This is a genomic window from Aquimarina algicola, from assembly GCF_006443095.1.
Classification (GTDB): Bacteria; Bacteroidota; Bacteroidia; order Flavobacteriales; family Flavobacteriaceae; genus Aquimarina; species Aquimarina algicola.
Map to the genome: position 1 here is coordinate 398,937 of NZ_VFWZ01000005.1, position 24,898 is coordinate 423,834.

The window sequence follows — 24,898 nt, forward strand, 5'->3', positions numbered from 1 at the left end:
TATTTTTGAGATTAAATGATTATTTATTGATTGCGACCTTATAATTAATTCCGTACGTTTTTGTTAAATTATCATCATTAAAAATATCTTTAACAGGCCCTGTCGCAATTTTTTTTACATTCAAAAATGTGACCCAGTCAAAATATTCTGGTACTGTCTGTAAGTCATGATGTACTACGATAACAGTTTTACCGGCTTTTCTTAGTTCTTTTAAGATATTTATAATTGCCTTTTCTGTGGTAGCATCTACACCTTGAAAAGGTTCATCCATAAAATAAATAGATGCGTTTTGAACTAAGGCCCGAGCAAGAAAAATGCGTTGTTGTTGTCCTCCTGATAACTGGCTGATTTGTCTGTTTTTAAAACCCAACATTCCAACTTTTTCCAAAGCTTCTAGTGAGGCTTTCTTTTCTTTTTGCCCTGGTCTTTTGATCCATCCTAAGCTTCCATAGGTTCCCATCATGACTACATCGAGAGCTGTGGTAGGAAAATCCCAGTCAACACTTCCTTTTTGAGGTACATATGCTACTAAAGATCGTTGCTTTTTATATGGTTTTTTATATATCTGGATACTACCCGCAATGGGTTTAATAATACCTAAAATTGATTTTATTAAGGTAGACTTACCTGCGCCATTAGGCCCTACTATCGCCATAAGAACACCCTCTGGTATAGAAAGATCTATATCCCATAATACTGGCTTGTAATTATAAGCAACAGTTAGATCATCGACTTGTACTGCAATTGCTGTATCCATTTAATTATTTCTTATCAGGCATAAAATGTTTATTATTATTTCAAGGCATTAATGATAGTATCCACATTATATGTAAACATACCTATATATGTACCTTCTTTGGTACCGGGATTTCCTAAAGCATCAGAAAATAGAGTTCCTCCTATGATAACATTATGTTTTTTTGAACGTACAGCAGCTTGTAAAGCTTCGATAGTGCGTTTTGGAACAGAACTCTCTACAAAAATGGCTTTGACCTTTTTTTCGATAATAAAATTCGCTAATTTTTGAACATCTTGAACCCCGGCTTCTGTAGCAGTAGATAATCCTTGTAGCCCAACCACATTAAAATCAAAAGCATTACCAAAATAGTTAAAAGCGTCATGAGCAGTAACAAGAATTCTTTTTTCTTTTGGTAGCGTACTAATGATATTATCAAGTTTTATCTGCAAATCATCTAGTTGAAATAAATATTCCTGGCCGTTTTTCTTGAAAGCATCAGCATTTTTAGGATCTAAAGCACAAAGTTGTTCTATAACATACTCAGTGATGATTTTCCAATTTTGTATATCAAACCAAATATGGGGATCGTAATTGGATGCAAAATATTCTGAACCGATAAGTGTTTTTTTATCAAGGCTTTCTCCAATGGCAATAGTTTTACTGTTTTGATGTTGCATCTTTTCGAATACTTCAACTAATTTACCTTCTAGATGTAATCCATTATAAAAGATAACATCGGCATTCAATAGTTTAGAAACATCTCCTTCGCTGGCTTTATACAAATGTGGATCTACACCACTTCCCATTAATCCTTCTACTTCTATAAGATCTTTTCCAATATTTTGAACAAGATCTGTAACCATAGATGTAGTTGTTACTACTTTTAATTTCTGATTTTTACTTTTGTTTTGCTCTTTACAAGAAGCCAAAATCAAGATTGAAAGTAGTATTATCGTTATTTTCCTCATTTTAAATTTTAATTTCTATAATATTATTAGACAATATTGAATACTTAGTTTTATTACTATTCATAATATGCTAATATGTTGCGTATGTCGTTTGACTTTTTGAAATGAATAGTTGTTAAAACCTTAATAAGACCAAAAAGTAAACAAAATAGATTCTTTGTAATTGTATTAGGTTTAGTAATTTTGTTTTAATTTATAAAGCAAAACTAAAAAAGTTAGCTATGACTAACAAACCAAATTTGTATAATTTAACAAAAAGTGAAGAGGATTACCTAAAAGCTTTATTTCAATTGCTTATTGTAGATAGTTCTGTCAAAGTAGGAAACAATCAGTTGGCAGAATATCTAAAAGTGTCTCCTGCATCTACTAACAATATGGTAAAAAAGCTAAAAGCTAAAGATTATATTGTAAGTGAAAAATATGGTAAGTTGGATCTAACAGATGAGGGTAGGGCTATCGCGGTAAGACTTATTAGAAAGCATAGATTATGGGAAACTTTTTTGTATAATTATTTGAATTTTAGCTGGGATGAAGTACATGATGTGGCAGAACAATTAGAGCATATTAAATCATATAAACTTATAGACGAATTAGATCGTTTTATGGATTTTCCTAAAAGAGATCCTCATGGCGAGGTTATTCCTGATGCAGATGGAGAATATTTTGTTCTTCCAAAAACAAGGTTGTCTTCTTTGTCAGAAGGAGATGTTTGTCAATTAATCTCTGTAGATGATGGGTCCGTACAATTCTTAAAGTATGTTTCTAAAATAGGTCTTGCACTAAGCAGTAGAATTAAAATTCTTGAAATTAGAGAATTTGATAATTCTATTAGAATCGAGTTTGATAATACTATCGAAACGATCACAAGAAAATTTGCAGATCATGTTTTTGTGAAAAAAGTAGTATAAATTCTACAAATGTTAAAATAGAGTTTGGTTAGAATATGTTACAGAATAGCTATTATCTTTGAGTATCACACAATCAATTTATGGAGCTTAATTTAAAAAAGCCTATATGTTTCTTTGATCTGGAAACTACAGGTGTCAATATTTCTAAAGATCGAATTGTAGAAATTTCTATTCTTAAAATATTTCCGAATGGGAATAAAGAAAGTAAAACATGGCTGGTAAACCCCGAGATGCCTATTCCACCAGAAACTACAGCTGTACATGGAATAACGAATGAAAAAGTTGCAAATGAGCCTACTTTTAAACAACTAGCAAGCAAAATCAGTGAAATGATCAAAGGTTGTGATCTTGGCGGTTTTAATTCTAATCGATTTGATATCCCGCTTTTGGCCGAAGAATTATTGCGCACTGGTTATGATTTTGATATGAAAAATACTGTAGCAGTAGATGTACAAACGATCTATCACAAAATGGAAAAGAGAACTTTGTCGGCTGCATACAAATTTTATTGCGATAAAAATTTGGAAGATGCTCACTCTGCCGAAGCAGATACACTAGCTACATACGAAGTATTAAAAGCGCAATTGGATAAATATTCAGAATTAGAAAATGATATTAAATATTTAGCTGAATTCAGTTCGAGAAAACAGTTTGCTGATTTTGCCGGATTTATAGCTTTTGATGAAAACAAAAAAGAGATTTTCACCTTCGGAAAACATAAAGGAAAACTTGTTGAACAAGTAATGGAAGAAGAACCGGGGTATTTTGGATGGTTGCAAAATGCTGATTTCCCCCTTTATACAAAAAAAGTTTTAACAGCAGTAAGACTTCGCAAATTGAATAATAGGTTAAAATTATAAATATAGCTTTTATGAAACTAATTTGTATTGGTCGTAATTATACTGCTCATATCGAAGAGTTAGAAAACGAAAAGCCTACAGATCCTGTTGTTTTTATCAAACCTGATACCTCTATCTTACTAAAAAAACAACCCTTTTTTATACCTGATTTTTCTAATGATATACATTATGAAGTTGAAATTTTAGTAAAAATCAATAAAGTTGGTAAACATATCGATAGAAAATTTGCGCATAAATATTATGACGAGATAGGTCTTGGTATTGATTTTACTGCGCGTGATTTACAGTCTCAATTAAAAAGTAAAGGTTTGCCATGGGAAAAAGCAAAATCTTTTGATGGAGCAGCAGTGGTAGGAGAGTGGTTACCCAAAGAAAAGTTTGATAATGTCGATGATATTAATTTTTGCCTCAAAAAAAATGATGAAATTGTTCAAGAAGGCAATACACAATTAATGCTTTGGAAAATTGATGAGATTATTGAATATGTTTCAAAATTTTTCACATTAAAAATAGGAGATATTATTTTTACGGGTACTCCTGCAGGAGTTGGACCTGTACAAGCAGAAGATCGTTTAGTAGGATTTGTAGAAGATGAACAGCTCTTCTCGATAAAAGTGAAATAAATCTTTTTTACAGTGTTGATAATAGTTTTTTAGGACTCATATATTCAAAGCATCTTTTTCTAACTTTAAAGTTTTTATCAAGAAATATAGTTGCAGGTAATGAAAAAGGTTGCCCTTGCCTAGAAGCTAATAGAAGAGCAATGTCATGGATTGAGTTTCTGGATGTTAAATGATCTCTATTTACAAAAGCCGTATTTTCAAATACGATTGTATCTTTTGTCTCTGCATTCATCTTAACCGCATAGTATTCATCTTTAATTTTTTTTACAATATCTGATTTTGTAAAAACAGCACGATCCATTTTTTTACAATAGGCACACCAATCTGCATAGAAACTGATAATTACCTTTTTAGGTTTAATGTTAAGAGAATCTTCTAATTGTTCAAAAGTGATCCACTGTATAGCATCTTTTTGCTGAGCAGATACCGAGCAAAAAGATGCTATGCATAAGATTAATATTATTTTGAATTGTTTCATTGTTAATGAAATTTACCAAACTTTATACCAATAAAAAATGTTCTAGGTGTTCCCGGACCATAAATATAATCAGAATCACGAAGTGGTCCTACATCAAAATCGTCTTGATAGCTGTTGAATATATTTTTTACTCCTCCACTAAAAGTAATTTGAAAATTTTCTGAAATATCTGTGTGATATTCTAATTTTAGATTTACATCATAAAAAGAATCGCTTTCGATTAGATCAAGAAAACCGGTTTCACTTACAACTCTTGGTACTGTCATTTTTCCGGTATATGTACCTGTTAGATCCATATTGAATGTTTCTCCTGGGATCCATGAGACATTTAGATATCCATACGAATTAGGGTTTCTTACAAACTCATCAACAATTACATCTCCTTCATCGGGAACGGTACCATCTGATTCAAATAGAATTTGTTCTTCATCATATTCAGCTTTCTGTATGGTTCCTCCAAATTGAAATTGCCATTTCTGAGAAGGTGAGATACCGACTTCAAAATTTGCACCATACACTTTAGCACCAGATCCATTTCTTACCTCTTCTAATATTGATCCGTTTTCTAAAACAGCTCCTGTACTCACTAGTGTAAAAGGGTCTTCTAGATCTGTAAAAAAACCTTCTAATAGAAAGTCCGTTTGGATTTTGTTGATGTTTTTTGAATAATTTAAAGATGCTGTGAAGGCATTAGAGAATTCTGTATCGAGATTTTCTGATAAAATTACGAATTGAGGTTCTCCTCCTACAGAAGAAATATGCAAATCCTCATTAAATGCTTGTGGAGCTCTAAACCCTCTGGCATAACCTCCTCGAAATTTTAATAGCTCATTAATTTTATAAGAAAGAGTAAGTCTAGGACTAAGAACTGTTTTTTCTAAGGAAACATCTCTAAAAATACCACCAATATTATAATCTCCATCTACATCTACATGATCTAGTCTTGTGCCGATTAGAGCGGTAAATTTATCTGTTGGTTTCCATTCGTATTGAATGTAAGATCCTATTGTATTTACTTGCTGATCAATCAATCTATTGTATCCTGCAATGATATCTTCTGTGTCACTCAAATTATATTCTACTCCTGCGGTAATAATATCATTGTTTTTGAGGTTTTGAGTGAATTGCGCTCCCGATAAGAGTGCTAAATCTTTTGTTATTCCATAAGCATTAAGGGCTAAAGTACTATCTTGCGCTGTTCTTGCGCCACCCAAACCACCATAATAACTGTCTCTTTTTGTATATTGTCCTGATGTGTAAACCGAAAAATTATTGGTTTCTTTTTTATTTTTTACTTCATAAGTAATTCCTCCTAGAAAGGTATCATGATCTAGTTCTTCTGTGATATCTGTAAAATGTGGAGCTAATTCAAGCCTGTCACCACCTCTTCGGTATTCTTTTATTGTTGTTGCATCGAGAGATATTTTACTTCTTTCATTAGGCTTAAAGAAAGTTTTTACCCCAAATGTTGTGTTTTGTATTGTTGTTAATTCTGTAAAACCATCACCATTTGCATCAAATTCATCTCGATCACGATTAAGCCCAAATACTGTAAAACCAGACATTAGATCATCACTTACAATAGAAGTATTGAAGTTAAGTAATCGATCTGGCGTATCCCCATCAATAAGTCCGAAATAGCTGCCTAACTCCCACGTATTTAATACAGGATCTTTTGTAATGATATTAATGGTTCCAGCTATGGCATTAGATCCATATAATGCCGAACCACCACTTCTTACGATTTCTATACGATCAACAATATTTGTAGGGATTTGTTCTAGACCATAAACACTGTTTAATGCACTGAATACAGCTCTGCTATTAATCAGAACTTGCGTGTAACTCCCGTCTAACCCATTAAGACGAACTTGGGTAAAACCGCAATTTTGACAATTGTTTTCTACTCTTACTCCGGGAGAATAATTAAGTCCCTCTGATACAGATATTGATTGAGTTGCTCCAAGAAGTTTAGGGCTTAATACATTAACAACTACAGGTGCTTTTTTACGATTTACTCGATTTCTTGTAGCGCTTACAACTACTTGATCTAGATTTAATCGATCTTCATCAAGTACAAAATCTTTAATAGTAATATCATTAGTCTTGACCGTGATTTTTTCTTCTTGATTGTAATATCCTAAAGAGCTAACTTTTATAATATAGTCTCCGGCAGGTATTTCATTAACTTCATAGATACCATTAGTATCTGATGATGTAGTGGTTCTAAAAGTAGTATTTGAGATTTCAATATTGGCAAAAGGTAATGGTGTATTATTAGTTTTGATATTGCCTTGTAGTTTTCCTGTTTGGCAAAATACAAAAGTTGCTTGTAATAAAGCTAAAAGAAATAAGTATGATTTCATGCTTAAAGTTTAAAATACTTTTTGTTAGTTTTGGCAAAACTAAAAAGTTAGCTTAAACTAACAAATTATTTTAACTGTTTTTGTGAATAATTTATTTTTTGGATAACTAAAGATTAGCTTTTCCTAATTTATGTGGAGTTTCTGTCATGTTAGAATTCAATAAAAAACCTTAACGACCTACATGAATAAAAACTGAATTAGAAAAACATTTGTTAGGCCATATCTTTCTCAAATAAGTTGCTCATAATGAGATTGCTTTTTTAATAATCGAGTTTATTTCGTTACAAAAAAGCGATTCTCATTACAGAATAAGAGGTAAATATTTTAGTTTGTAATGATGAGGTGTTATATTTACAGAAATACTTTTGGCTAAAAATTGTAAATTTAATACAGTAATTTATGTGCAATTAGCTTTTAAAAGAGTAAAAATAAATTAGATGAGCAAGAATTATAGTTTAAAAAGTGTAAATGAATTATCCGGTGGTGATGATGAGTTTATAGCTGTTCTAGTGCAAACTTTCTTAGAAGAGATTCCTCCTGATCTAGATAGTATGGTACAAGCTGTAGATGCTGGAAATCCCCAAATGGCATATCAATATGCTCACAAAATGAAGCCAAACCTTCAACTATTTGACATCGATCTTTTATCACAGATTAAGCAAATAGAGGCATGGTCAAAAACGAATAAATCAAAAGAAGAAGTCAAACCTATTCTTGACCAAATCGTTTCTACGGTTAATGATGCAATTGATGACTTAAAAGCTGATTTTAACTAATATGTTTGCAGAAATCATTACGATTGGTGATGAGATTTTGATAGGTCAAATCATAGATTCTAATTCTGCTTTTATGGGTAAAGAACTCAATAAAATCGGGATTGACGTTTATCAAATTACTTCTATTAGAGATGATAAACAACATATTCTAGATGCATTAGAAGAAGCAAAAAATAGAGCAGATGTAGTTTTGATTACAGGAGGTTTAGGTCCGACAAAAGATGATATCACAAAACATACTCTTTGTGAATATTTTAATGATACTTTACAACAAGATGAAAATGTTCTAGCTCATGTAGAATATTTATTCAAGAAGTATATCGATACTCCTATTTCTGAAGTTAATCGTCAACAAGCACTTGTACCTAGCAAGGCTAAAGTACTAATGAACCAATATGGTACGGCGCCCGGCATGTGGTTAGAAAAAGATGATACTGTTTTTGTTTCTATGCCCGGTGTACCTTATGAAATGAAAGGACTTATGAGTAATGAGGTTTTACCAAGATTGCAAAAACGATTTGAAAGACCTTATATTATTCATAAAACAATTCTTACTTATGGATTAGGAGAAAGTGCGATCGCAGAACGAATAGAAATATGGGAAAATGAGCTGCCATCTTTTATAAAATTAGCATATCTGCCAAATTTGGGCAGAGTCAGGTTACGCCTTTCGGCAAGAGGAATAAATAAAAAGAAATTACTGGATACGATTGAAGAAAAAGTAACTTCTTTACATACCATTATTGGGGACATTATTGTAGGATACGAAGAAGATGAAACAATAGAAGTAAGAATAGGGAAACTGTTGGTGAATCAGGGTAAAACTCTTTCTGTTGCAGAAAGTTGTACAGGTGGTAAAATTGCTCAAAGTTTTACAGGCAATAGTGGAGCATCGTCTTTTTTTAATGGAGGAGCTGTAACCTATGCGACGCAATCCAAAATAGATATTTTAGGAGTATCAGAAAATCTTATAAAGAAATATTCTGTTACTAGTACTCAAGTAGCTGAAGCTATGGCATTAGGAGTCAAGAATAAGTTCAAATCTGATTATGCAATAGCAACTACTGGTAATGCGGGACCAAATAAAGGAGATGGAGATGTAGAAGTTGGTACGGTATTTATAGCTATAGCTACTCCCGATACTGTTTTTTCAAAAAAATATGTGTTTAGTAACTTAAGAGAGCGTACAATAGGAAAAACAGCTAATAAAGCATTCGAGCTTTTATTAGGGGAGCTTCTTTGATTTGAAAGAAAAGATATTAAATGTCAATCAGATATAATAATCTCGTTTACCCACTCAATTGCTTCGTCAAGACTATGAAAAATCTGCGCTGGTTTGTCTAGAAAAGCCTGTTCTAGTCTTGCAACATTTTCATTAACAGCGTTGTATGTTACTACAGCAACACCTTTTAAATTAGGGAATAATTCGGCGGATTTAAAATGAGAAGTAGGTTCAAAAGAATAAGAATTAATTCTATTAGAGATATAAACAAAGGGCGTTTTATTACCATAATATTGCTTGCCCAACATAAATAGAGGTGCTGCTTTTTCAAAATTTAAGACAATCCCTTTTTTAATCTCAACGATTACATAGTTGTTATAAAAGTAGACAGTGCCAATGTCTAATTCATGTTTTTGTAGCAATGTATCGTTTGTATTCTTCCCCATATCCTGAAAATCATTCTCTAAGATACTAAAATTTTAATTGTTAATCTTTTTGAATAATATATTGTTTTTCTGTGTTTTGTATAAAAGTTTATTGATAGATAAAAATAACTAAATTATTTATTGGTCGTTAGGTAAATTATTCGTTAATTTGCACCCTGTTTTGAAATAATACCAAAATTAAGAAGAGATGTCAAGAGTTTGCGAGCTTACAGGTAAAAGAGCAATGGTAGGAAATAACGTTTCCCACGCTATGAATAAAACAAAACGTAAATTTAATGCAAATTTAATTAAGAAGCGTTTTTATATTCCGGAAGAAGACCGTTGGATAACATTAAAAGTGTCTACTGCCGCATTGAAAAATATAAATAAAAATGGTATCTCTGCTGTTTTAAAAGAAGCAAGAGCAAAAGGTTTTTTAAAGAAATAATTTCCTTTTTTAATAATATATAACAATGGCAAAGAAAGGCAATAGAGTACAAGTAATCTTAGAATGTACAGAGCATAAAGCTTCTGGTCAACCAGGTACATCAAGATATATTACAACTAAGAACAAAAAAAACACTCCTGATAGAATAGAATTAAAGAAATTTAATCCTATCCTAAAGAAGATGACTGTTCATAAAGAAATAAAATAATTAGACAATGGCAAAGAAATCAGTAGCATCGTTACAAACAGGTTCTAAGAGGTTAACAAAAGCCATAAAAATGGTAAAATCTCCTAAGACAGGAGCATATACATTTGTAGAATCTATAATGGCACCAGACGCTGTAAATGACTTTTTAAAGCAAAAGTAATTTTCAGACATAAAAATATTTTGAAAAGAAGCCGTTTCAATTCTGTTGAAATGGCTCTTTCTTTTTATATTTAACTGATAAATAAAATATTTTAGTTTTAATTTTGAGTATACCAAGTAATATCAATGGGGCTTTTTAAAAATATATTCTCATCAGAGAAAAAAAAGACGCTAGACAAAGGACTCGAAAAGTCTAAAACAAGCTTTTTTTCTAAGCTTAGTAAAGCGGTTGCAGGTAAATCTAAAGTAGATGATGACGTACTCGATACTTTAGAAGAAGTATTGGTTACTAGTGATGTTGGCGTAAAGACAACTATCAAAATTATAGATCGAATTGAAGATCGTGTTGCGAGGGATAAATATCTTGGAACAGAAGAATTAAATCAAATCCTGAGAGAGGAAATAGCAGGATTATTATCAGAGACCAATACGGGAGAAGCTACCGATTTTGAGATTCCTAAAGACAAGAAACCATATGTTCTAATGGTTGTGGGTGTCAATGGGGTTGGAAAAACAACTACTATTGGTAAACTGGCACATCAATTTAAAAATAAAGGACTGAATGTTGTTCTTGGTGCGGCCGACACCTTTAGAGCAGCAGCCATCGACCAGCTACAAGTTTGGGCAGATCGTGTTGATGTTCCTATTGTTAAGCAAGATATGGGGAGTGACCCTGCATCTGTTGCTTTTGATACGTTGCAATCTGGCGTTAGTCAAAATGCAGATGTTATTATCATAGACACTGCGGGGAGATTGCATAATAAAGTCAACTTAATGAATGAACTTACCAAAGTAAAAAGGGTAATGCAAAAAGTAATTGGCGATGCCCCTCATGAGGTGTTACTCGTTCTTGATGGTTCTACTGGTCAAAATGCGTTTGAACAAGCAAAACAGTTTACAGCAGCAACAGAAGTTACTTCTCTTGCAGTTACCAAACTAGATGGTACAGCAAAAGGAGGAGTGGTAATAGGTATTAGTGATCAATTCCAGATTCCTGTAAAGTATATTGGAGTAGGAGAAGGGATAGAAGATCTTCAGGTATTCAACAAATATGAATTTGTAGATTCGTTTTTTAAATAACAATTCTTAGAAAAGAGTTAAAAAAAGACATTGAAATTTTATATCAATGTCTTTTTTTTATTTTGGAGGTATATTGAAGTCATCACAAAACAAAAATTGTATATCACGAATTTCCTATGAAAAAGATACTTTGTCTACTAATTTTCATCCTAATTACTGTTTCCTGTAAACAAGAAAAAAAAGAAGAACCCCAATTAGAAAAACAACCCAAAGTTGTTTGGGAGCCTTATGACGAGGCTCAAGATATTGCTGCTACACAAAATTTGGAACAAGATAGAATGCACCTAAAACTTGTTAATTCTAAAGTTCTGGATAAAAATAATATATGGAAACCTCTTGAAAACGAGCTTAACTATTTTTCAGCGGATCAATATAACGCTCTCAAACCTTATATTTTAAATCAAAATATTCCTGTTATTCAAAAAAATATAAAAGAAGGTAAACTTACTTACGAAGATTTAACCCTTTTTTATATTTATCGTATTCGAAAATATGAAAGTGATAATGCAAATGCTCTCAATTCCGTTATTTCTTTAAATCCCAAAGTAGTAGAACAAGCAAGAGCTTTAGATAAAATAGATAAAAAGCAAATAGATATAAATTCTGTTTTTGGAATGCCGATTTTATTAAAGGATAATATCAATACAGAAGATATGCCAACTACTGCAGGAGCAATTGCCTTAGAAAATAACAAGACAGCCAATGCTTTTATTACAAATAAGTTACTAGAGAAAAACGCACTGATTTTAGGAAAAGCAAATTTAAGCGAATGGGCCTATTTTTTATGTTCCGGTTGTCCTGTTGGATACAGTGCTATAGGTGGACAAACACTTAATCCGTATGGTAGATTAATATTTGAAACAGGTGGGTCAAGTTCAGGAAGTGGAGTAGCAGTAGCCGCAGATTTTTGTGTAGCTGCAGTAGGTACAGAAACTAGTGGTTCTATTTTATCTCCATCAAGTCAAAATTCTGTTGTAGGACTTAAACCTACTATTGGTGTTCTAAGTAGAACAGGTATTGTGCCTATTTCGAGTACACTAGATACTCCAGGGCCGATGACAAAAAGTATAATTGATAATGCAATTCTTTTTAATGCACTTATTGGAAAAGATAATAATGATAATGTTTCTGTAGAAACAAAGGTGGACTTTGTACAAACAATAAAAGAGGCTTCATTAAAAGATAAACGATTTGGAGTAATCAAAGAACTTCTAGAAGATTCACTCTATAGTAAGGCAGTTCGAGAAATAGAAACTGCCGGAGGAATACTTGTTGAAGTTACTACCGAAGAAACCCCGCTACCTGGATTTTTAACCATTTTGAATATTGATATGAAAAATGATTTACCTAATTACCTAAAATCATATGGGGGGCAAGAAGTAACTATACAAACTATTGATGATGCAATTACTTTTAATAATGAAGATACTTTGATACGAGTTCCTTATGGTCAACAATTATTTGAAGGTATAGTAAATGATAGTACGTCAAATGCAGAACTAGAGGATATAAAAAATACACTTGAAAAAACGGCAAGAAATTATTTTGATACTCATATTACCAAACATAAATTGGACGCAGTATTGTCAATTAATAATTATCATGCAGGATATGCTGCTGTTGCAAAATACCCGGCACTAACTGTACCTATGGGATATACAGAAAAAGGAGAGCCCAAAGGACTTACTTTTATAGCGCCATCTTATGAAGAAGGAAAATTATTGCAATTAGGATCAGCTTATGAAGTTGTGTCCCAAAAACGTGTTCCACCAAAAAACTATAGTAAGTAAAAGAATCAATGTTTATTGATAAGTAGATTTATCTGTTCCCATAATTCATTATCAAAGCTAGAAGGACCTAATAAAGTATTGTTTGTCTCATTTCCCATTCTTACAATTACAAGATTTTGACTTGGAACAATGTATAACTTTTGATCATTTTTACCTAAACCAGCGATAAGGTCGTTAGGAGCATTTGGGATTAATTTGCCATTAAATTGATTTTCTGATGAAGGCAATCTATACGTTGATTTGCCATTTAACCACCACAAATACCCATATGCTTGGTTAAATGATTGTGAAGTATTGGTCATTTCACTGAAATACTCTTGATCATCCAGGATTTTGGTTTTATTCCATGTGCCTTTGTTGAGATTTAACAAACCAAAACGGGCCATGCTTCTAGCTGTACTGTAATAGACATATGAAAAGCCAATCTTAATCCAGGATCCATTCATACCAATTTTGCTTTTTAGTTTTGAATCAAAATATTGATCAAATTCTTGGTTGGTTGCTCCGGATACGATATCTCTAATCAATGTATATGGGGCATTGTGATAATACCAAAAGTTATCTGGCGTATTAAGAAAAGTTAAGCAAGTTGTTGAGGTACAGTTTGGATTTAATATGTTATAATCCAATCCAGTTGTCATGGTTAGGTGATTTTTGATTGTAATGGATTGTTCTTGTGTTGCGGTAATATTTGCCCACCCCGAACCTAAGTATGTAGAAGAAGCCTCTTCAATATCTAATAAAGCTTCTTGCTGTACAATTCCCGTCATAAAAGCAGTAAGCGTTTTTCCGGCAGAATACCAAGGGAGATTTTCAGAGGCGGTAGTATTGCCAAAATATTTTTCTATAACCATTTTTCCATCTTTTAAGATAATAAAAGCCTTGGTTTCTTTTTCTTCAAGAAAGTCATACAGCGATTTTTCAAAATCAATATTCCAACCTAAGGAAGCTATAGACTGTGTTTTCCATTCTTCAGAACTGTCAGGAGGAAAGTATAAAACTTCTGTATCTTGTGTTTCTGTGGTAGGATTACTATTAACTACTTCTGTATCGGGACTATCAATGGTTTCTGCATCCGACGAACAAGAAATCACAATACTGCACAAACATAATGCACCTAGCAAAGTACTTTTTTTCATGATATTGAAGATTTTATAGATTTGGACACTTAAATATATAAAAGGTTTAATGAAAATATTGATCCCTTTAGATTTATAACCATAACTTTAGTTATAACTCGTATCTTTGCACACCTTTATTTTAAATATATGAGAACAAAGACTTTAAAAAAAAATAAGATTAATGTAGTTACTTTAGGATGCAGTAAAAATGTATATGACAGTGAGGTATTGATGGGACAACTACGCGCTAATAATAAAGAAGTTGTTCATGAAGAAGAGGGTAATATTGTGGTTATTAATACTTGTGGTTTTATAGCAAATGCTAAAGAAGAGTCTGTAAATACAATTTTAGAATATGTTCAAAAGAAGGAAGAAGGAGCGGTAGATAAAGTATTTGTTACCGGATGTCTGTCAGAACGTTATAAACCGGATTTGCAAGAAGAAATTCCAGATGTTGATCAATATTTTGGTACTACTGAGCTTCCTGGGTTATTAAAAGCGCTTGGAGCAGATTATAAGCATGAGCTTATAGGGGAGCGTCTAACAACTACTCCAAAAAATTATGCTTATCTTAAAATAGCTGAAGGTTGTGATCGTCCTTGTTCATTTTGTGCAATTCCACTAATGAGGGGTAAACACAAATCTACTCCGATTGAAGAACTTGTTATAGAAGCAGAAAAACTAGCAGCAAGCGGTGTAAAGGAGTTAATATTGATTGCTCAAGATCTTACGTATTATGGACTGGATTTATACAAAGAACGTAGATTGGCAGATTTACTTAAGGCTCTTGTAAAAGTTGACGGGATAGAATGGATTCGTTTACATTATGCTTTTCCTACAGGTTTTCCGATGGATGTTTTAGAAGTAATGAAAGAAGAACCTAAAATTTGTAATTATATAGATATTCCTCTGCAACATATATCAGATGCTGTATTAAAATCTATGCGAAGAGGGACAACCAAAGCAAAAACAACTAAATTGTTGAAAGAGTTTAGAAATGCTGTGCCCGAAATGGCAATTCGTACTACTCTCATTGTTGGTTATCCCGGAGAAACGCAAGAGGATTTTGAAACCTTGCGAGATTGGGTAAAAGAGATGCGTTTTGAGCGATTAGGATGTTTTACGTATTCTCATGAAGAAAATACACATGCCTTTAACTTAGAAGATGATGTCCCAGAAGAGGTGAAAGTAGAGAGAGCTAATGAAATTATGGAAATTCAATCTCAAATTTCTTGGGAGCTAAATCAACAAAAGATAGGGAAAGAATTCAAAGTTGTTATCGATCGTAAAGAAGGAAATTATTTTATTGGTAGAACAGAATTTGATTCTCCTGATGTAGATAATGAAGTGCTTATTGATGCTTCAAAACATTATTTGAAAACGGGAGATTTTACCAGAGTAAAAATATATGAGGCAGAAGATTTTGATCTATATGGAGAACCAGTTTTAGCATAAACCTTAATTGAATTGATTAAGTATATAAGTTGTATGTAAACGAAAAAATGGTCTAAAATGAAACAACTTAATGAATTGATCAATCATGATGAACCCGGGTGGGAATTAGTGTCTGAATGGATCAAAGAAGCCATAAACAAAATTCAAGTACTACCAAAAGATAAAAAGAGCGCAGAACTTACTTTATATAATAGCCAGGTGACTACCCGTTCTCCTATGGGAGCTATTATTTATGAAACTGGAGGAATTCTGGTAGACAATGGATGGATTCGAATTCTTGGTTCTGGTCATACAAAACTAAACCGTAGTATCACTGATTGGAATAAAGGCAAATCGATTACCGAATTTGGACAACAAGCACCATATTTTCTTGTTGCTGATGATATTATAGGAGGTTTTTTTGCTGTAAATGGAGGAGCATTTGGTAAAGATCTAGGAAAAATGTATTATTTCGCACCGGATAGCCTCGAATGGGAAGCTATGGATATCGGATACTCTGATTTTATAAATTGGACATGTATTGGTAATTTAGAACAGTTTTATCAAGGTTTTAGATGGAAAAATTGGAGAGAAGAAGTAAAACAAATAGACGGAACGAGAGGTATAGCATTTTATCCTTTTTTGTGGACTCAATACAATGATATAAATGATTTAAGCCGTAAGTCTATTTCAATTGAAGAAATTTGGAATGTGCAGATTGATTTTAGAAAACAACTTTAATGTACATACTATTAAATAGTATTTTTCTTAATAAAAAAAGAAGCCTTTATTAAGGCTTCTTTTGATATAAGAAAATAGATTCTCTTTTTATTTTTTGGCTAACTAAATAAATTGATTTAATAAACTATTTCTTACAATATTTTTTCTCTATCTATTTTAAAATAAAGGTGTTAACACTTAAATGATGCCGCAAAAGTATTCAAAAAAAAGAAGTATTATCTTAAAATTTTTCTAATGAATTTTAAAAAAGGGTAACCTTGATTCATATATAAAATATTAAGTGTTCAATGATAATCGCATAGCTATTATAAACTATATAATATTAATATAAAACAGTTAAGGTTTAATGATTTTTTTAGCAGTTTTGTTGTATTATCTGTGGTCTTAAATTTGTCGTAAAATCCTCGATAATTAACATTTTGATAATATTGGGGTCTTTTTTGAAGTGGTAGTTGTGTAATCTTTAGTGTTATTTAAGTTTTATTACGATTATTTTAAATAATAGAATGTGTAATTGATGTTAAGAAAATTATTATTGGATACCAATGATATTATCTCAGTTTTTTAATTAAAAAATAGGATGTACAAAAAGTTTTATCTGATAAATACCAAATAAAATTGATATGATGAGAGTCACTTTTTATACATCCTAATTAGGATTGTTGTACAAATTTTGCTTAACACAATATTTCAACAACAAAGAATTATATTATTTCAAATAATTCTGAGATCGGTTTGCGAACTTTTTTATCATTTTGAGTTGCATCTTCTGTTGATCTGTACCCAATAGTTGCGACAACAGTAGCTGTTAGTCCTTTATCGGATAATCCTAAAATAGTATTGTATTGATCAGGCTCAAAACCTTCCATTGGGCAAGCATCAATTTTTAATTCTGCGCAAGCAGCAAGTAAATTTCCTAAACCGATATAGACCTGTCTAGCAGTCCAGTTTTTCATACTTTCATCAGAATGCTCTCCAATTTTAGACTTCATAAAATCACCATAACCTGTTAGGTTTTCAGGATCGACACCTTGTGTTTTAGCTTTCAAATTTAGATAGCTATCAATCATTTCTGGCCCTACTTGAGTATAACTACAAAATACAATCAGTTGCGAAGCGTCTACAATTTGAGATTGTCCCCAAGATACAGGCTGTAATTGCTTACGAATTTCTGGATCTTCTACAATTAATACTTTGTAAGCCTGTAAGCCATAAGATGATGCTGATAGCGAAACGGCTTCTTTGATCTTATTAAGATCTGTTTCTGATATTTTTTTTGTTGCATCAAATTTTTTTGTGGCGTAGCGCCATTTTAAATGTTCTAATAATTGCATTATTATATGATTTTAGATTAACATTGGTACTTCTATTATTAAGAGTTTGGCAGTACTATCGGCATGTATGTCTATACTTTTAGCCTCTATAATGCCTAAACCATCTCTTTTATGTAGTTTTTGTGTCGCAATGGTCATTTCCCCTTCTAAGACAAAAGCGTATACCCCATTATCTAGATTTTTTGGTGTATACGAACTCGTATATCCTTTCTCAAAAGTTCCTAGATGAAACCATGCATTCTGATGTATCCATACTCCCTGATCTTCTGGAGAAGGAGAAACTATTTGATATAGAGTATTGTTCAAATGTTGAGCATCGAGCGTAATTTGATCATACCGCGGCGTTACATTTTTTTGATTTGGGATTACCCATATCTGAAGGAATTTCACAGATTGATCCTTGTTCTTATTGTATTCACTATGAAAAACTCCTGTTCCTGCACTCATTACCTGTATATCACCTTGTTTGATTACAGTGGTATTACCCATACTATCACTGTGTTCAAGATCACCTTCTAATGGAATAGAAATAATCTCCATATTATCATGAGGATGTTTACCAAATCCCATTCCCGGAGCAACAATATCATCATTTAATACTCGTAAAGCTCCAAAATTCATTCTCTTGGGATCGTAGTAGTTGGCAAAGCTAAAAGAGTGTCTTGATTGTAACCACCCATGATCTGCTTGACCCCTTGTTTCTGCTTTGTGAATTATTGTTTTCATGATTTTATTTCTTTTACAGTACAAATTTCTTATATAAATAAGAATGTCACCATATCATAATACGCAGATAGTATATAAAAATCCGATGTGATCACTCGCGCTTTTTATTTTTGAATTTTGATGGAGATATACCAGTACATTTTTTGAAAAAATTACTAAAATTAGAAGGCTCAGAAAATCCAAGAGTATATCCTATTTCTTTAGTCGTTTGATCAGTAAAAAATAATAAACGTTTTGCAGCTACTATAATTCGAGATTGTAAATATTCTTTTGCCGTTTTACCAATTAAAGTTTTTATAGTTCTATTAAGGTGATCAGATGTTACATGCAATGCCTCTGCATATTGTTGAACAAGATGCCATTCTGAGAAATGATACTCTACAAGACGTTTATATTCTTTTAGAATTGTCGACCCGGCATGCAACTGTTGTGTATTTTGTTGTTGCGGAGTGTAGAAATTATTGCAAGCTATCAAAAAGAGTTTTAGCAATGACGATAAGGCCTCTTCTTTGAATTGCATTTGAGAGTGAACAGTATCATATAACTGAGAACTATATTGATGCAAAATTTTATACTGTTTGCTGTCTAATAATAAAGGAGGTGATTGCCCATAATCGGTAAATAAATTGATATTTTCTATAAAGCATGAGTCTATCACATTGTTAATCAAAAACTGATTAGAAAATGTAATTACCCATCCATATGGCTTTTGTTTTTCTATGATTTGATGTACCTGCCCGGGACTGATGAAGTATATTTGCTTATCACCTAAGGAATACTCATTGAAGTCAATAACATGAGTGCCAATCGCTTTTTTTACAATAATAATAGTGAAAAAATTATGTCGGTGTGGAGGATCGACTTTACCATTTTTTGCTACACTTACTTCTTCTGTTCTTTTAACATCAAAAGTGATTTGATTATTAGTAGTATCGACATGCTCATATGTCATTACAGGAAAATCCATATACCGTGTTTATATTTTGTATCAAAATAATAGGTAAGATATAGTATTTTATTTTCTAAAATTTCTTTTTAGCACTGTTTTAAGAAGAGTTTTTCAGATTGTTGACACTAATTTTATTATAGTTCGTCTAGGATTGCAGGGATTAATTCTTGAAAAAATATATTATTATAATGCCTACCACTGCAATTCGTAAATATGCTTAATGTTGTTTGATTTTTGGGGTTAAAAAGAATGAGAGACTGATATTTTAAAGTCCCTCCAAAATGTCCTATATATTCTTGATCGTTGTAGGTTAACTTCATGATACCGTATCCATATTGATTGATGATCCCTTTGCCAATTGGAATCGTCATGGGTTTCATAGCAATCCATTCTTGCATTGCAAAAAATGTTTCTGGTTTTATTATAGAGGATTCGATCATTAGCTTTTGTAAAAAACGATTAGTTGTTTTTGCATTGCTATAAATTCCTCCATCATATCCGTAATGTTCTTCCCATTTTGATACATCTGCATTTGACTCTGCTGTTTGAGCAAAAAACGACTGCAAACCATTTTTGGGAATATCCATTGTGATGTCAGAAAAACCAATGTCTGTATAGAATTGATTTAAGGCTAGTGCAGCAGTTGTATTAGTAACCGATTCTATAATTTGTTCTAAGATTAGATAATTTGTATTACTATATACAAATGTTCCGGCGTTTGTTATTTTTTTTTGCACTAGTGCTGCTTTTTCTTCGAATGTTGTAGGAGTTTTATGATTCGTAACGCTTGTGATCCACTCCGGATGCTTTGTATAATCAGCCAATCCACTAGTATGATTTAATAGGTTTTTTATGATGATTTGGTCAAACCCTTCAATATCCTTTATAGGAGGGATGTATTGTACAACTTTGTCATTGATATCTAGCTTTTTTTCTTCTACAAGTTTAAAAATATATACAGCAACTAATAGTTTGGTAACACTACCAATACCATAGATACTTTGTTGATTGACAGCTTTGTTACAGTAATCAAATGATAGTTTATCGTCTTGAGTTTGTATGGCAACCTGTAAAGTTGGAATATTTTTGTTTTTTGCAATTCGGATAACTTTTTTTTCTATTCCTTTTAATGGATTTGTGGAAGGGGTATTGATGTGAAAAATATTAAAAAATAAATGACTTATGAGAATTAAAATATAAGACTTCATATGATTAATGATGATATTTTGATTGATAAAATTATTTTGATGCAATCAAAGTAATCATTTTACAGAGAAAACTTTCATAGTATTTTTATAAAAGTTAATCCATATAATACTTCGTTTTTTGGAATAGTATATTGCCTTAATTTTTTAAAAAGATAGAGAATCAATTTTTTGTAGTTCATTATATAGACTGTCTAGAAACGACTGTTGATTTTTATCGTCTTTAAAATATCTTTGATAGAGTACACTACAACTTTGTACATCCAAAATATTTTTTGTGTTGAAAGACCAATCATCTGTGTTTTTGACCGCTATCCCTAGATCATCACTACAGCTTTGCCACATTTGAGAAAATTTGGTTTTTTTATCATCGTTGAGTTGGCTGAAATCAGCATAAACTGTAAATCCACGCATTTCCCGATTAAAGAATTTTACAATCATAGTGATTGGAACACCTCCCCAATCTATCGGTTTTCCTGTTGGTAATTCTATAGTACTAAGTTTTTCTTCACTCATCATTTTCTCTTGTTTTCCTTTTTTAAACAAGTGTTTTTCATAAGTGAGTTTTGTGCCTTTTGGTAATTTAATATTTTTTATTGCAATAGGTTCTGTAGTCCCAAAATAAGGGTAATTAGGAGGAGCAGGACCATTCGGATTCATATTACCAATACATCCTGTCAAAGAGAATATACCTAACAAATAGGAAGAAAATTTAAAAAAATCCATAGGCTTTTTTAACAAAAAAACTATTATTCTATGTACAATGGTATAGTTTTTTATTGTTCTTACCAAGTTTTTCTCAGTTCAATAGGTCTTTTACTATGATTTGTTTGTAGACAATTTTGTTTGTGTATATTTTCCAAATACTTTTCTATCATATATCCAAGAAAGAGTAAGTAAAACAATAGATATAATAGCAGGTAGATATTCTCCATCTTTTACCATAATATGGGCTGCCAAAGCCAAAATAGCGTCATATAGAAACCCTGCATAAGCCAATTCTTTGAGAAAGTTTGATTTTTTAATCAAAATGACGAGTACTCCTAGGACCTTTAGAATTGCTAATGGGTATATAATCCATGTCGGAAAACCAAGACTTGTAAAAAAACCTGAAGCTCTCTCATAGTTAAAAAAGTACATCATGGCTCCAGAAAAGAATAACAAACAAAGTAAACTTGTCGTAATCCAATAAATGATTTTATTTTTTTTCATGTTCATGTGATTTTATAATGTTTCGTTTAGATATGATTTGTTTTTTAAAATAGTCAATATCTGTTTGGGTTCAATCCTTGTCATATAGTCAGCTTCAAAATGAACGAAAACAATTTCTCTGTTTTTATCAATTACATATACGGCAGGAACCGGTAATTCATAATTTTCATTTCCATGGATTTTTGTGAAGTCCATACCAAAACCGGCGTAATCTTTTTTGGTTTGTTCATTTAATTGAAATACGATTCCGATTGCTTTCATAAATTGTGCATCTTTATCTGTTAATACAGGAAATGAAAGGCTATTCTTTTGTGTGGTTTGTGTAGCGAATTCTTCTACTTCGGCACTTATTGCAATAATGTCAGCTCCAGCTTTTTTAAAATCATCCTTTAATCTTTCATATTCCTGAAGTTCCAGGTTACAATAAGGGCACCAGCCACCACGATAAAAATTGAGTATTAGAAATTCTGATTGAACCATTTCTCTCAATAGAATTTTGTTTCCTTGGTTATCTGTAAGTGAAAAATCAGGAATGATGTCACCTTTTTGTAAAGCATTTTCTTTTAAACGACTAGCATTAATTTCTTTAATATCATTTTTAAAAGTTTGAATGATCGATTTTGGCATGCGTGTCATAGTTGCATCCCGAAATTGTTGTAACTGTTCTGTAAGTGTCATATCGTTCTCTTTTTGTTGGGTACAAAACTAGAAGGGCACGATATGTTTTCAATTATCTATCTCGAAATAAAAATAGTCAATATGTAACTGATGAGAGTAAGGTCACATTTCTTTTTGGAAATGCTTCGGAGTGACACCAGTAAATTTTTTGAAAAACCGGATAAAGTTAGAGGGTTCATTAAACCCCATTTTAAAAGCAATTTCTTGAGAAGTATACTTTTTTTCTGAAATGTTTCTTTTGATTTCTAAAAGTAACCAATTATCGATAAAAGATTTTGCTGTTTGATTACATATTTCTTTACAAATATCGTTTAGGTACTTGTAAGAAAAGGATAATTCTTTTGCATAATCTTTAGCATTGTGGCTTTGATTATACTTTTTAAGTAATAGTTGTTTGAAAGCTAAAAAATCTTTGAACCGTTGACTTTCAAAAATATCATGTTGATAGATAGAATGTCGTTTTATCTGAAATAATAAACCCATAAAAGTAGTATTGATGAGTTCGGATTTGAGATTAACATTTGTATCAATGTGAATATTTTGTAATAAATCAAAAAAGGGAATTAATTTCTTTATATTTTCTTCACCTATTAGAATCACAGGATTATGAAATAATTGAAAAAAATGAAACAAATTCTGTTCGCTAATTTTACTGGTAATAAAATGCTCTTCGAACGAAATGACAAAACCTTCTACTTGTAAAGGTTTTTCAAAGTGATGTACTTGTTCCTTTGTTAATGGAATGATAACACCAGGATACAGCTTTTGTGGGATAAAATCAATTGTGTGTTCTCCTTGACCTTTTGTAATGATGAGTAAAGAGTGAAACTTTATTCGATGGGGTTTTGATAAATCATATGCACTTTTTTCACATCTAGCATATAATTCTTTTATTGAAATAAATTCAAAAGGAACGGTTTGTTTTACAAATCGAGAAAAAACGATATTTTCTATTTCTATGGGCATATTTATAATACGTTTTATTGCAATCGAAATTGTTTGTGCTTTAAGTCGATTAATTTATGTTTTTAATCATAGGTTTTGAGATGTCTACTCTAATTTTATTTAGAATACATTTATTATTTTTTGATTCAGTGATACATTTGTATATATATTCTTGTCCGGATTTATCTCTGCAATTATACCCGGTAATTCCTCCAATATTAGTATCAACACAGAACCAATCCTTAATGTCTACCATTTTCACAAGCTTTTTATCAAACTTTTTTTTAGTTACTCTTACGTTATTAATGTAGTATTTTGTTGGAGTATCTTGCTCAATTGATTTTATAGAAACAGTAAATAAAGGAGAAAATAACATAAGAGAAATAAAGATAGCCATTATTTTCATGTGACCTCTGTTTTTTATTATTAGCTCTATGGAACTAATACACAAAATGTAGTGTTTAAAAAGAAATTAAATTTTATAGGTATTTATAATAGATGATAGTTTTTGGATTATTGAAAATTAATTTCCTGGAGAAAAGTTGTTTTTATATTTTGTATTTGAACTTGGCTAAATAAAATACTTTTTAAATTACGTACCTTGCATCACAAAAATACATTCCTCAAACTTTTTATTTGCTAAATCATCCTTTCTGATTCCAAAATACCCCTGTGCATCACCAATTTTATTAAAAATAGGCATAGATAATATATTCACAAATTCAGTAGCTAATAATTCTTGTTCATCAATTTCAGGTTCCTCTTCGTACTCATCATCGAGTTCGAGTTCGTCTTGATTTATATATGCATATGCCCAATCGCAAGCTACATTATCCTGAAGTGGTCTTGGGATACCTAATATCTGAGAAGTATCTAAACTTTTTAGTATTGAGTAATGAAATTCTATTATATTATCATGATCATTATCCGAAAGTTCTTCCCATTCAGCATACTCATAAATATTATTTGGGATTTCAAAAAAGGATTCAAATACCATTGCTGATTCTTCGAAATGGTAATCGGGTATCATTGTTTTTGGAAAAGGTGTAATTTTTAATTGATCACTATCTCCATCATAAAAGAGGATTTTGTATTTTTTCTTGGATTGGATAAAATTAAACTCTGCACCAAACTTATTTATGGGATCTTCGAAATAAGCAAAAAAATATAAGATACCACTTTTAGGCAAATGATCCTCAATTTGATAAGGTGCTATTTCCGATAGATTTAATTGTGCTAGAAAAACCATAGGTTTATTTTCAAACTCGGGCCATTTCATATTAGATCCTAGATGAGGAGTACCTCCTTTTTTTGACATTCCTAAAGTTACTTTTTTAGATATTTCATCTTTAATTTTTATGGCAGGGACTGTTCCTGATTTGATAAAATCAAAATAAGATTTCTTTACACTATTGATATTTTCCCATGTGATGGTGTGGAATTTATTTTCAAGTATTTTTAAGTGTTCTACCTTACTAATCATTATATTATGGATGTTTTAGA

At 31.5% G+C, this 24,898-nt stretch carries 28 protein-coding genes; 12 read left to right on the forward strand and 16 right to left on the reverse strand.

All coding sequences use genetic code 11. The features are described from left to right. Positions 1-19: 19 nt before the first annotated feature. Both FHK87_RS17465 and FHK87_RS17470 read right to left on the reverse strand, forming a co-directional pair. Positions 20-757 (reverse strand): metal ABC transporter ATP-binding protein, encoded by a 738-nt coding sequence (locus FHK87_RS17465; protein WP_140595050.1) that lies wholly within the window; start codon positions 755-757, stop codon positions 20-22. A gap of 35 nt (positions 758-792) precedes the next feature. Continuing rightward, complete coding sequence (locus tag FHK87_RS17470) at positions 793-1,707, reverse strand: metal ABC transporter solute-binding protein, Zn/Mn family (RefSeq protein WP_140595051.1); 915 nt, start codon at positions 1,705-1,707, stop codon at positions 793-795. Positions 1,708-1,928: 221 nt separating this feature from the next. Between FHK87_RS17470 and FHK87_RS17475 the strand changes: the two genes are divergently transcribed. From FHK87_RS17475 to FHK87_RS17485, 3 genes are all read left to right on the forward strand, one after another. Next, positions 1,929-2,615 (forward strand): metal-dependent transcriptional regulator, encoded by a 687-nt coding sequence (locus FHK87_RS17475; RefSeq protein ID WP_140595052.1) that lies wholly within the window; start codon positions 1,929-1,931, stop codon positions 2,613-2,615. An 80-nt stretch (positions 2,616-2,695) separates the two neighbouring features. After that, positions 2,696-3,475, forward strand: coding sequence for a 3'-5' exonuclease (locus FHK87_RS17480; protein WP_140595053.1), 780 nt, complete (start codon positions 2,696-2,698; stop codon positions 3,473-3,475). Between the two features lie 11 nt (positions 3,476-3,486). Then, complete coding sequence (locus FHK87_RS17485; RefSeq protein WP_140595054.1) at positions 3,487-4,098, forward strand: fumarylacetoacetate hydrolase family protein; 612 nt, start codon at positions 3,487-3,489, stop codon at positions 4,096-4,098. A 7-nt stretch (positions 4,099-4,105) separates the two neighbouring features. Here the strand turns inward: FHK87_RS17485 and FHK87_RS17490 are convergent, their stop codons facing one another. Together FHK87_RS17490 and FHK87_RS17495 are read right to left on the reverse strand one after the other, a co-directional pair. Further along, positions 4,106-4,576: a thioredoxin family protein gene (locus FHK87_RS17490; protein ID WP_140595055.1), complete on the reverse strand. Its 471-nt coding sequence runs from the start codon at positions 4,574-4,576 to the stop codon at positions 4,106-4,108. A gap of 2 nt (positions 4,577-4,578) precedes the next feature. Beyond that, complete coding sequence (locus FHK87_RS17495) at positions 4,579-6,942, reverse strand: TonB-dependent receptor (RefSeq protein WP_140595056.1); 2,364 nt, start codon at positions 6,940-6,942, stop codon at positions 4,579-4,581. A 437-nt stretch (positions 6,943-7,379) separates the two neighbouring features. Here FHK87_RS17495 and FHK87_RS17500 point away from each other — a divergent pair, with 437 nt between their 5' ends. Both FHK87_RS17500 and FHK87_RS17505 read left to right on the forward strand, forming a co-directional pair. Further along, positions 7,380-7,718, forward strand: a complete 339-nt coding sequence (locus FHK87_RS17500; RefSeq protein ID WP_140595057.1) for an Hpt domain-containing protein — start codon at positions 7,380-7,382, stop codon at positions 7,716-7,718. Position 7,719: 1 nt separating this feature from the next. After that, on the forward strand, positions 7,720-8,961 hold the full coding sequence (locus FHK87_RS17505; RefSeq protein WP_140595058.1) for a CinA family nicotinamide mononucleotide deamidase-related protein: 1,242 nt from the start codon (positions 7,720-7,722) through the stop codon (positions 8,959-8,961). Between the two features lie 23 nt (positions 8,962-8,984). On the opposite strand, the gene FHK87_RS17510 is transcribed toward FHK87_RS17505, so the two are convergent. After that, positions 8,985-9,386 (reverse strand): hypothetical protein, encoded by a 402-nt coding sequence (locus tag FHK87_RS17510; protein ID WP_140595059.1) that lies wholly within the window; start codon positions 9,384-9,386, stop codon positions 8,985-8,987. Positions 9,387-9,573: 187 nt separating this feature from the next. Between FHK87_RS17510 and rpmB the strand changes: the two genes are divergently transcribed. The 5 genes from rpmB (at position 9,574) to FHK87_RS17535 (ending at position 13,050) form a co-directional block, all read left to right on the forward strand. After that, positions 9,574-9,813, forward strand: a complete 240-nt coding sequence (gene rpmB, locus FHK87_RS17515) for a 50S ribosomal protein L28 (RefSeq protein WP_140595060.1) — start codon at positions 9,574-9,576, stop codon at positions 9,811-9,813. 25 nt (positions 9,814-9,838) lie between these two features. Further along, the gene (rpmG, locus tag FHK87_RS17520; RefSeq protein WP_140595061.1) at positions 9,839-10,021 is read left to right on the forward strand and encodes a 50S ribosomal protein L33; all 183 of its coding nucleotides are present in this window, start codon (positions 9,839-9,841) and stop codon (positions 10,019-10,021) included. Between the two features lie 7 nt (positions 10,022-10,028). Further along, positions 10,029-10,181, forward strand: coding sequence for a DUF4295 domain-containing protein (locus FHK87_RS17525; RefSeq protein WP_140595062.1), 153 nt, complete (start codon positions 10,029-10,031; stop codon positions 10,179-10,181). Between the two features lie 125 nt (positions 10,182-10,306). Beyond that, the gene (gene ftsY, locus FHK87_RS17530) at positions 10,307-11,260 is read left to right on the forward strand and encodes a signal recognition particle-docking protein FtsY (protein WP_140595063.1); all 954 of its coding nucleotides are present in this window, start codon (positions 10,307-10,309) and stop codon (positions 11,258-11,260) included. A 116-nt stretch (positions 11,261-11,376) separates the two neighbouring features. Continuing rightward, entirely contained in the window at positions 11,377-13,050 is a 1,674-nt protein-coding gene (locus FHK87_RS17535; RefSeq protein ID WP_140595064.1) for an amidase family protein, read from the forward strand. A gap of 5 nt (positions 13,051-13,055) precedes the next feature. Here the strand turns inward: FHK87_RS17535 and FHK87_RS17540 are convergent, their stop codons facing one another. Continuing rightward, positions 13,056-14,189 carry a serine hydrolase domain-containing protein gene (locus FHK87_RS17540; protein WP_140595065.1) on the reverse strand — a complete coding sequence of 378 codons (1,134 nt, stop codon included), beginning with the start codon at positions 14,187-14,189 and terminating at the stop codon, positions 13,056-13,058. Positions 14,190-14,318: 129 nt separating this feature from the next. On the opposite strand from FHK87_RS17540, the gene rimO reads away from it, so the two are divergent. Further along, a complete protein-coding gene (rimO, locus tag FHK87_RS17545; RefSeq protein WP_140595066.1) occupies positions 14,319-15,626 on the forward strand; it encodes a 30S ribosomal protein S12 methylthiotransferase RimO in 1,308 nt (435 codons plus the stop codon). A 57-nt stretch (positions 15,627-15,683) separates the two neighbouring features. Continuing rightward, positions 15,684-16,346, forward strand: coding sequence for a DUF2625 domain-containing protein (locus tag FHK87_RS17550; protein ID WP_140595067.1), 663 nt, complete (start codon positions 15,684-15,686; stop codon positions 16,344-16,346). A 704-nt stretch (positions 16,347-17,050) separates the two neighbouring features. On the opposite strand, the gene FHK87_RS17555 is transcribed toward FHK87_RS17550, so the two are convergent. The 10 genes from FHK87_RS17555 to FHK87_RS17600 all read right to left on the reverse strand — a co-directional run bounded on the left by FHK87_RS17555 (position 17,051) and on the right by FHK87_RS17600 (position 24,878). Further along, positions 17,051-17,680 carry an NAD(P)H-dependent oxidoreductase gene (locus FHK87_RS17555; RefSeq protein ID WP_140595068.1) on the reverse strand — a complete coding sequence of 210 codons (630 nt, stop codon included), beginning with the start codon at positions 17,678-17,680 and terminating at the stop codon, positions 17,051-17,053. Between the two features lie 12 nt (positions 17,681-17,692). Beyond that, positions 17,693-18,406, reverse strand: coding sequence for a pirin family protein (locus FHK87_RS17560; RefSeq protein ID WP_140595069.1), 714 nt, complete (start codon positions 18,404-18,406; stop codon positions 17,693-17,695). A gap of 91 nt (positions 18,407-18,497) precedes the next feature. After that, a complete protein-coding gene (locus FHK87_RS17565; protein WP_140595070.1) occupies positions 18,498-19,373 on the reverse strand; it encodes an AraC family transcriptional regulator in 876 nt (291 codons plus the stop codon). 116 nt (positions 19,374-19,489) lie between these two features. Beyond that, complete coding sequence (locus FHK87_RS17570; RefSeq protein ID WP_140595071.1) at positions 19,490-20,563, reverse strand: serine hydrolase domain-containing protein; 1,074 nt, start codon at positions 20,561-20,563, stop codon at positions 19,490-19,492. Between the two features lie 144 nt (positions 20,564-20,707). Further along, the gene (locus tag FHK87_RS17575; protein WP_140595072.1) at positions 20,708-21,286 is read right to left on the reverse strand and encodes a hypothetical protein; all 579 of its coding nucleotides are present in this window, start codon (positions 21,284-21,286) and stop codon (positions 20,708-20,710) included. A 93-nt stretch (positions 21,287-21,379) separates the two neighbouring features. Beyond that, the gene (locus tag FHK87_RS17580) at positions 21,380-21,772 is read right to left on the reverse strand and encodes a DoxX family protein (protein WP_140595073.1); all 393 of its coding nucleotides are present in this window, start codon (positions 21,770-21,772) and stop codon (positions 21,380-21,382) included. Between the two features lie 12 nt (positions 21,773-21,784). After that, positions 21,785-22,450, reverse strand: coding sequence for a peroxiredoxin-like family protein (locus FHK87_RS17585; protein WP_140595074.1), 666 nt, complete (start codon positions 22,448-22,450; stop codon positions 21,785-21,787). A 102-nt stretch (positions 22,451-22,552) separates the two neighbouring features. After that, entirely contained in the window at positions 22,553-23,416 is an 864-nt protein-coding gene (locus tag FHK87_RS17590) for a helix-turn-helix domain-containing protein (RefSeq protein ID WP_140595075.1), read from the reverse strand. Positions 23,417-23,465: 49 nt separating this feature from the next. Continuing rightward, entirely contained in the window at positions 23,466-23,801 is a 336-nt protein-coding gene (locus FHK87_RS17595) for a hypothetical protein (RefSeq protein WP_140595076.1), read from the reverse strand. A 186-nt stretch (positions 23,802-23,987) separates the two neighbouring features. Next, positions 23,988-24,878 (reverse strand): DUF1963 domain-containing protein, encoded by an 891-nt coding sequence (locus FHK87_RS17600; protein WP_140595077.1) that lies wholly within the window; start codon positions 24,876-24,878, stop codon positions 23,988-23,990. Between the last annotated feature and the right edge of the window lie 20 nt (positions 24,879-24,898).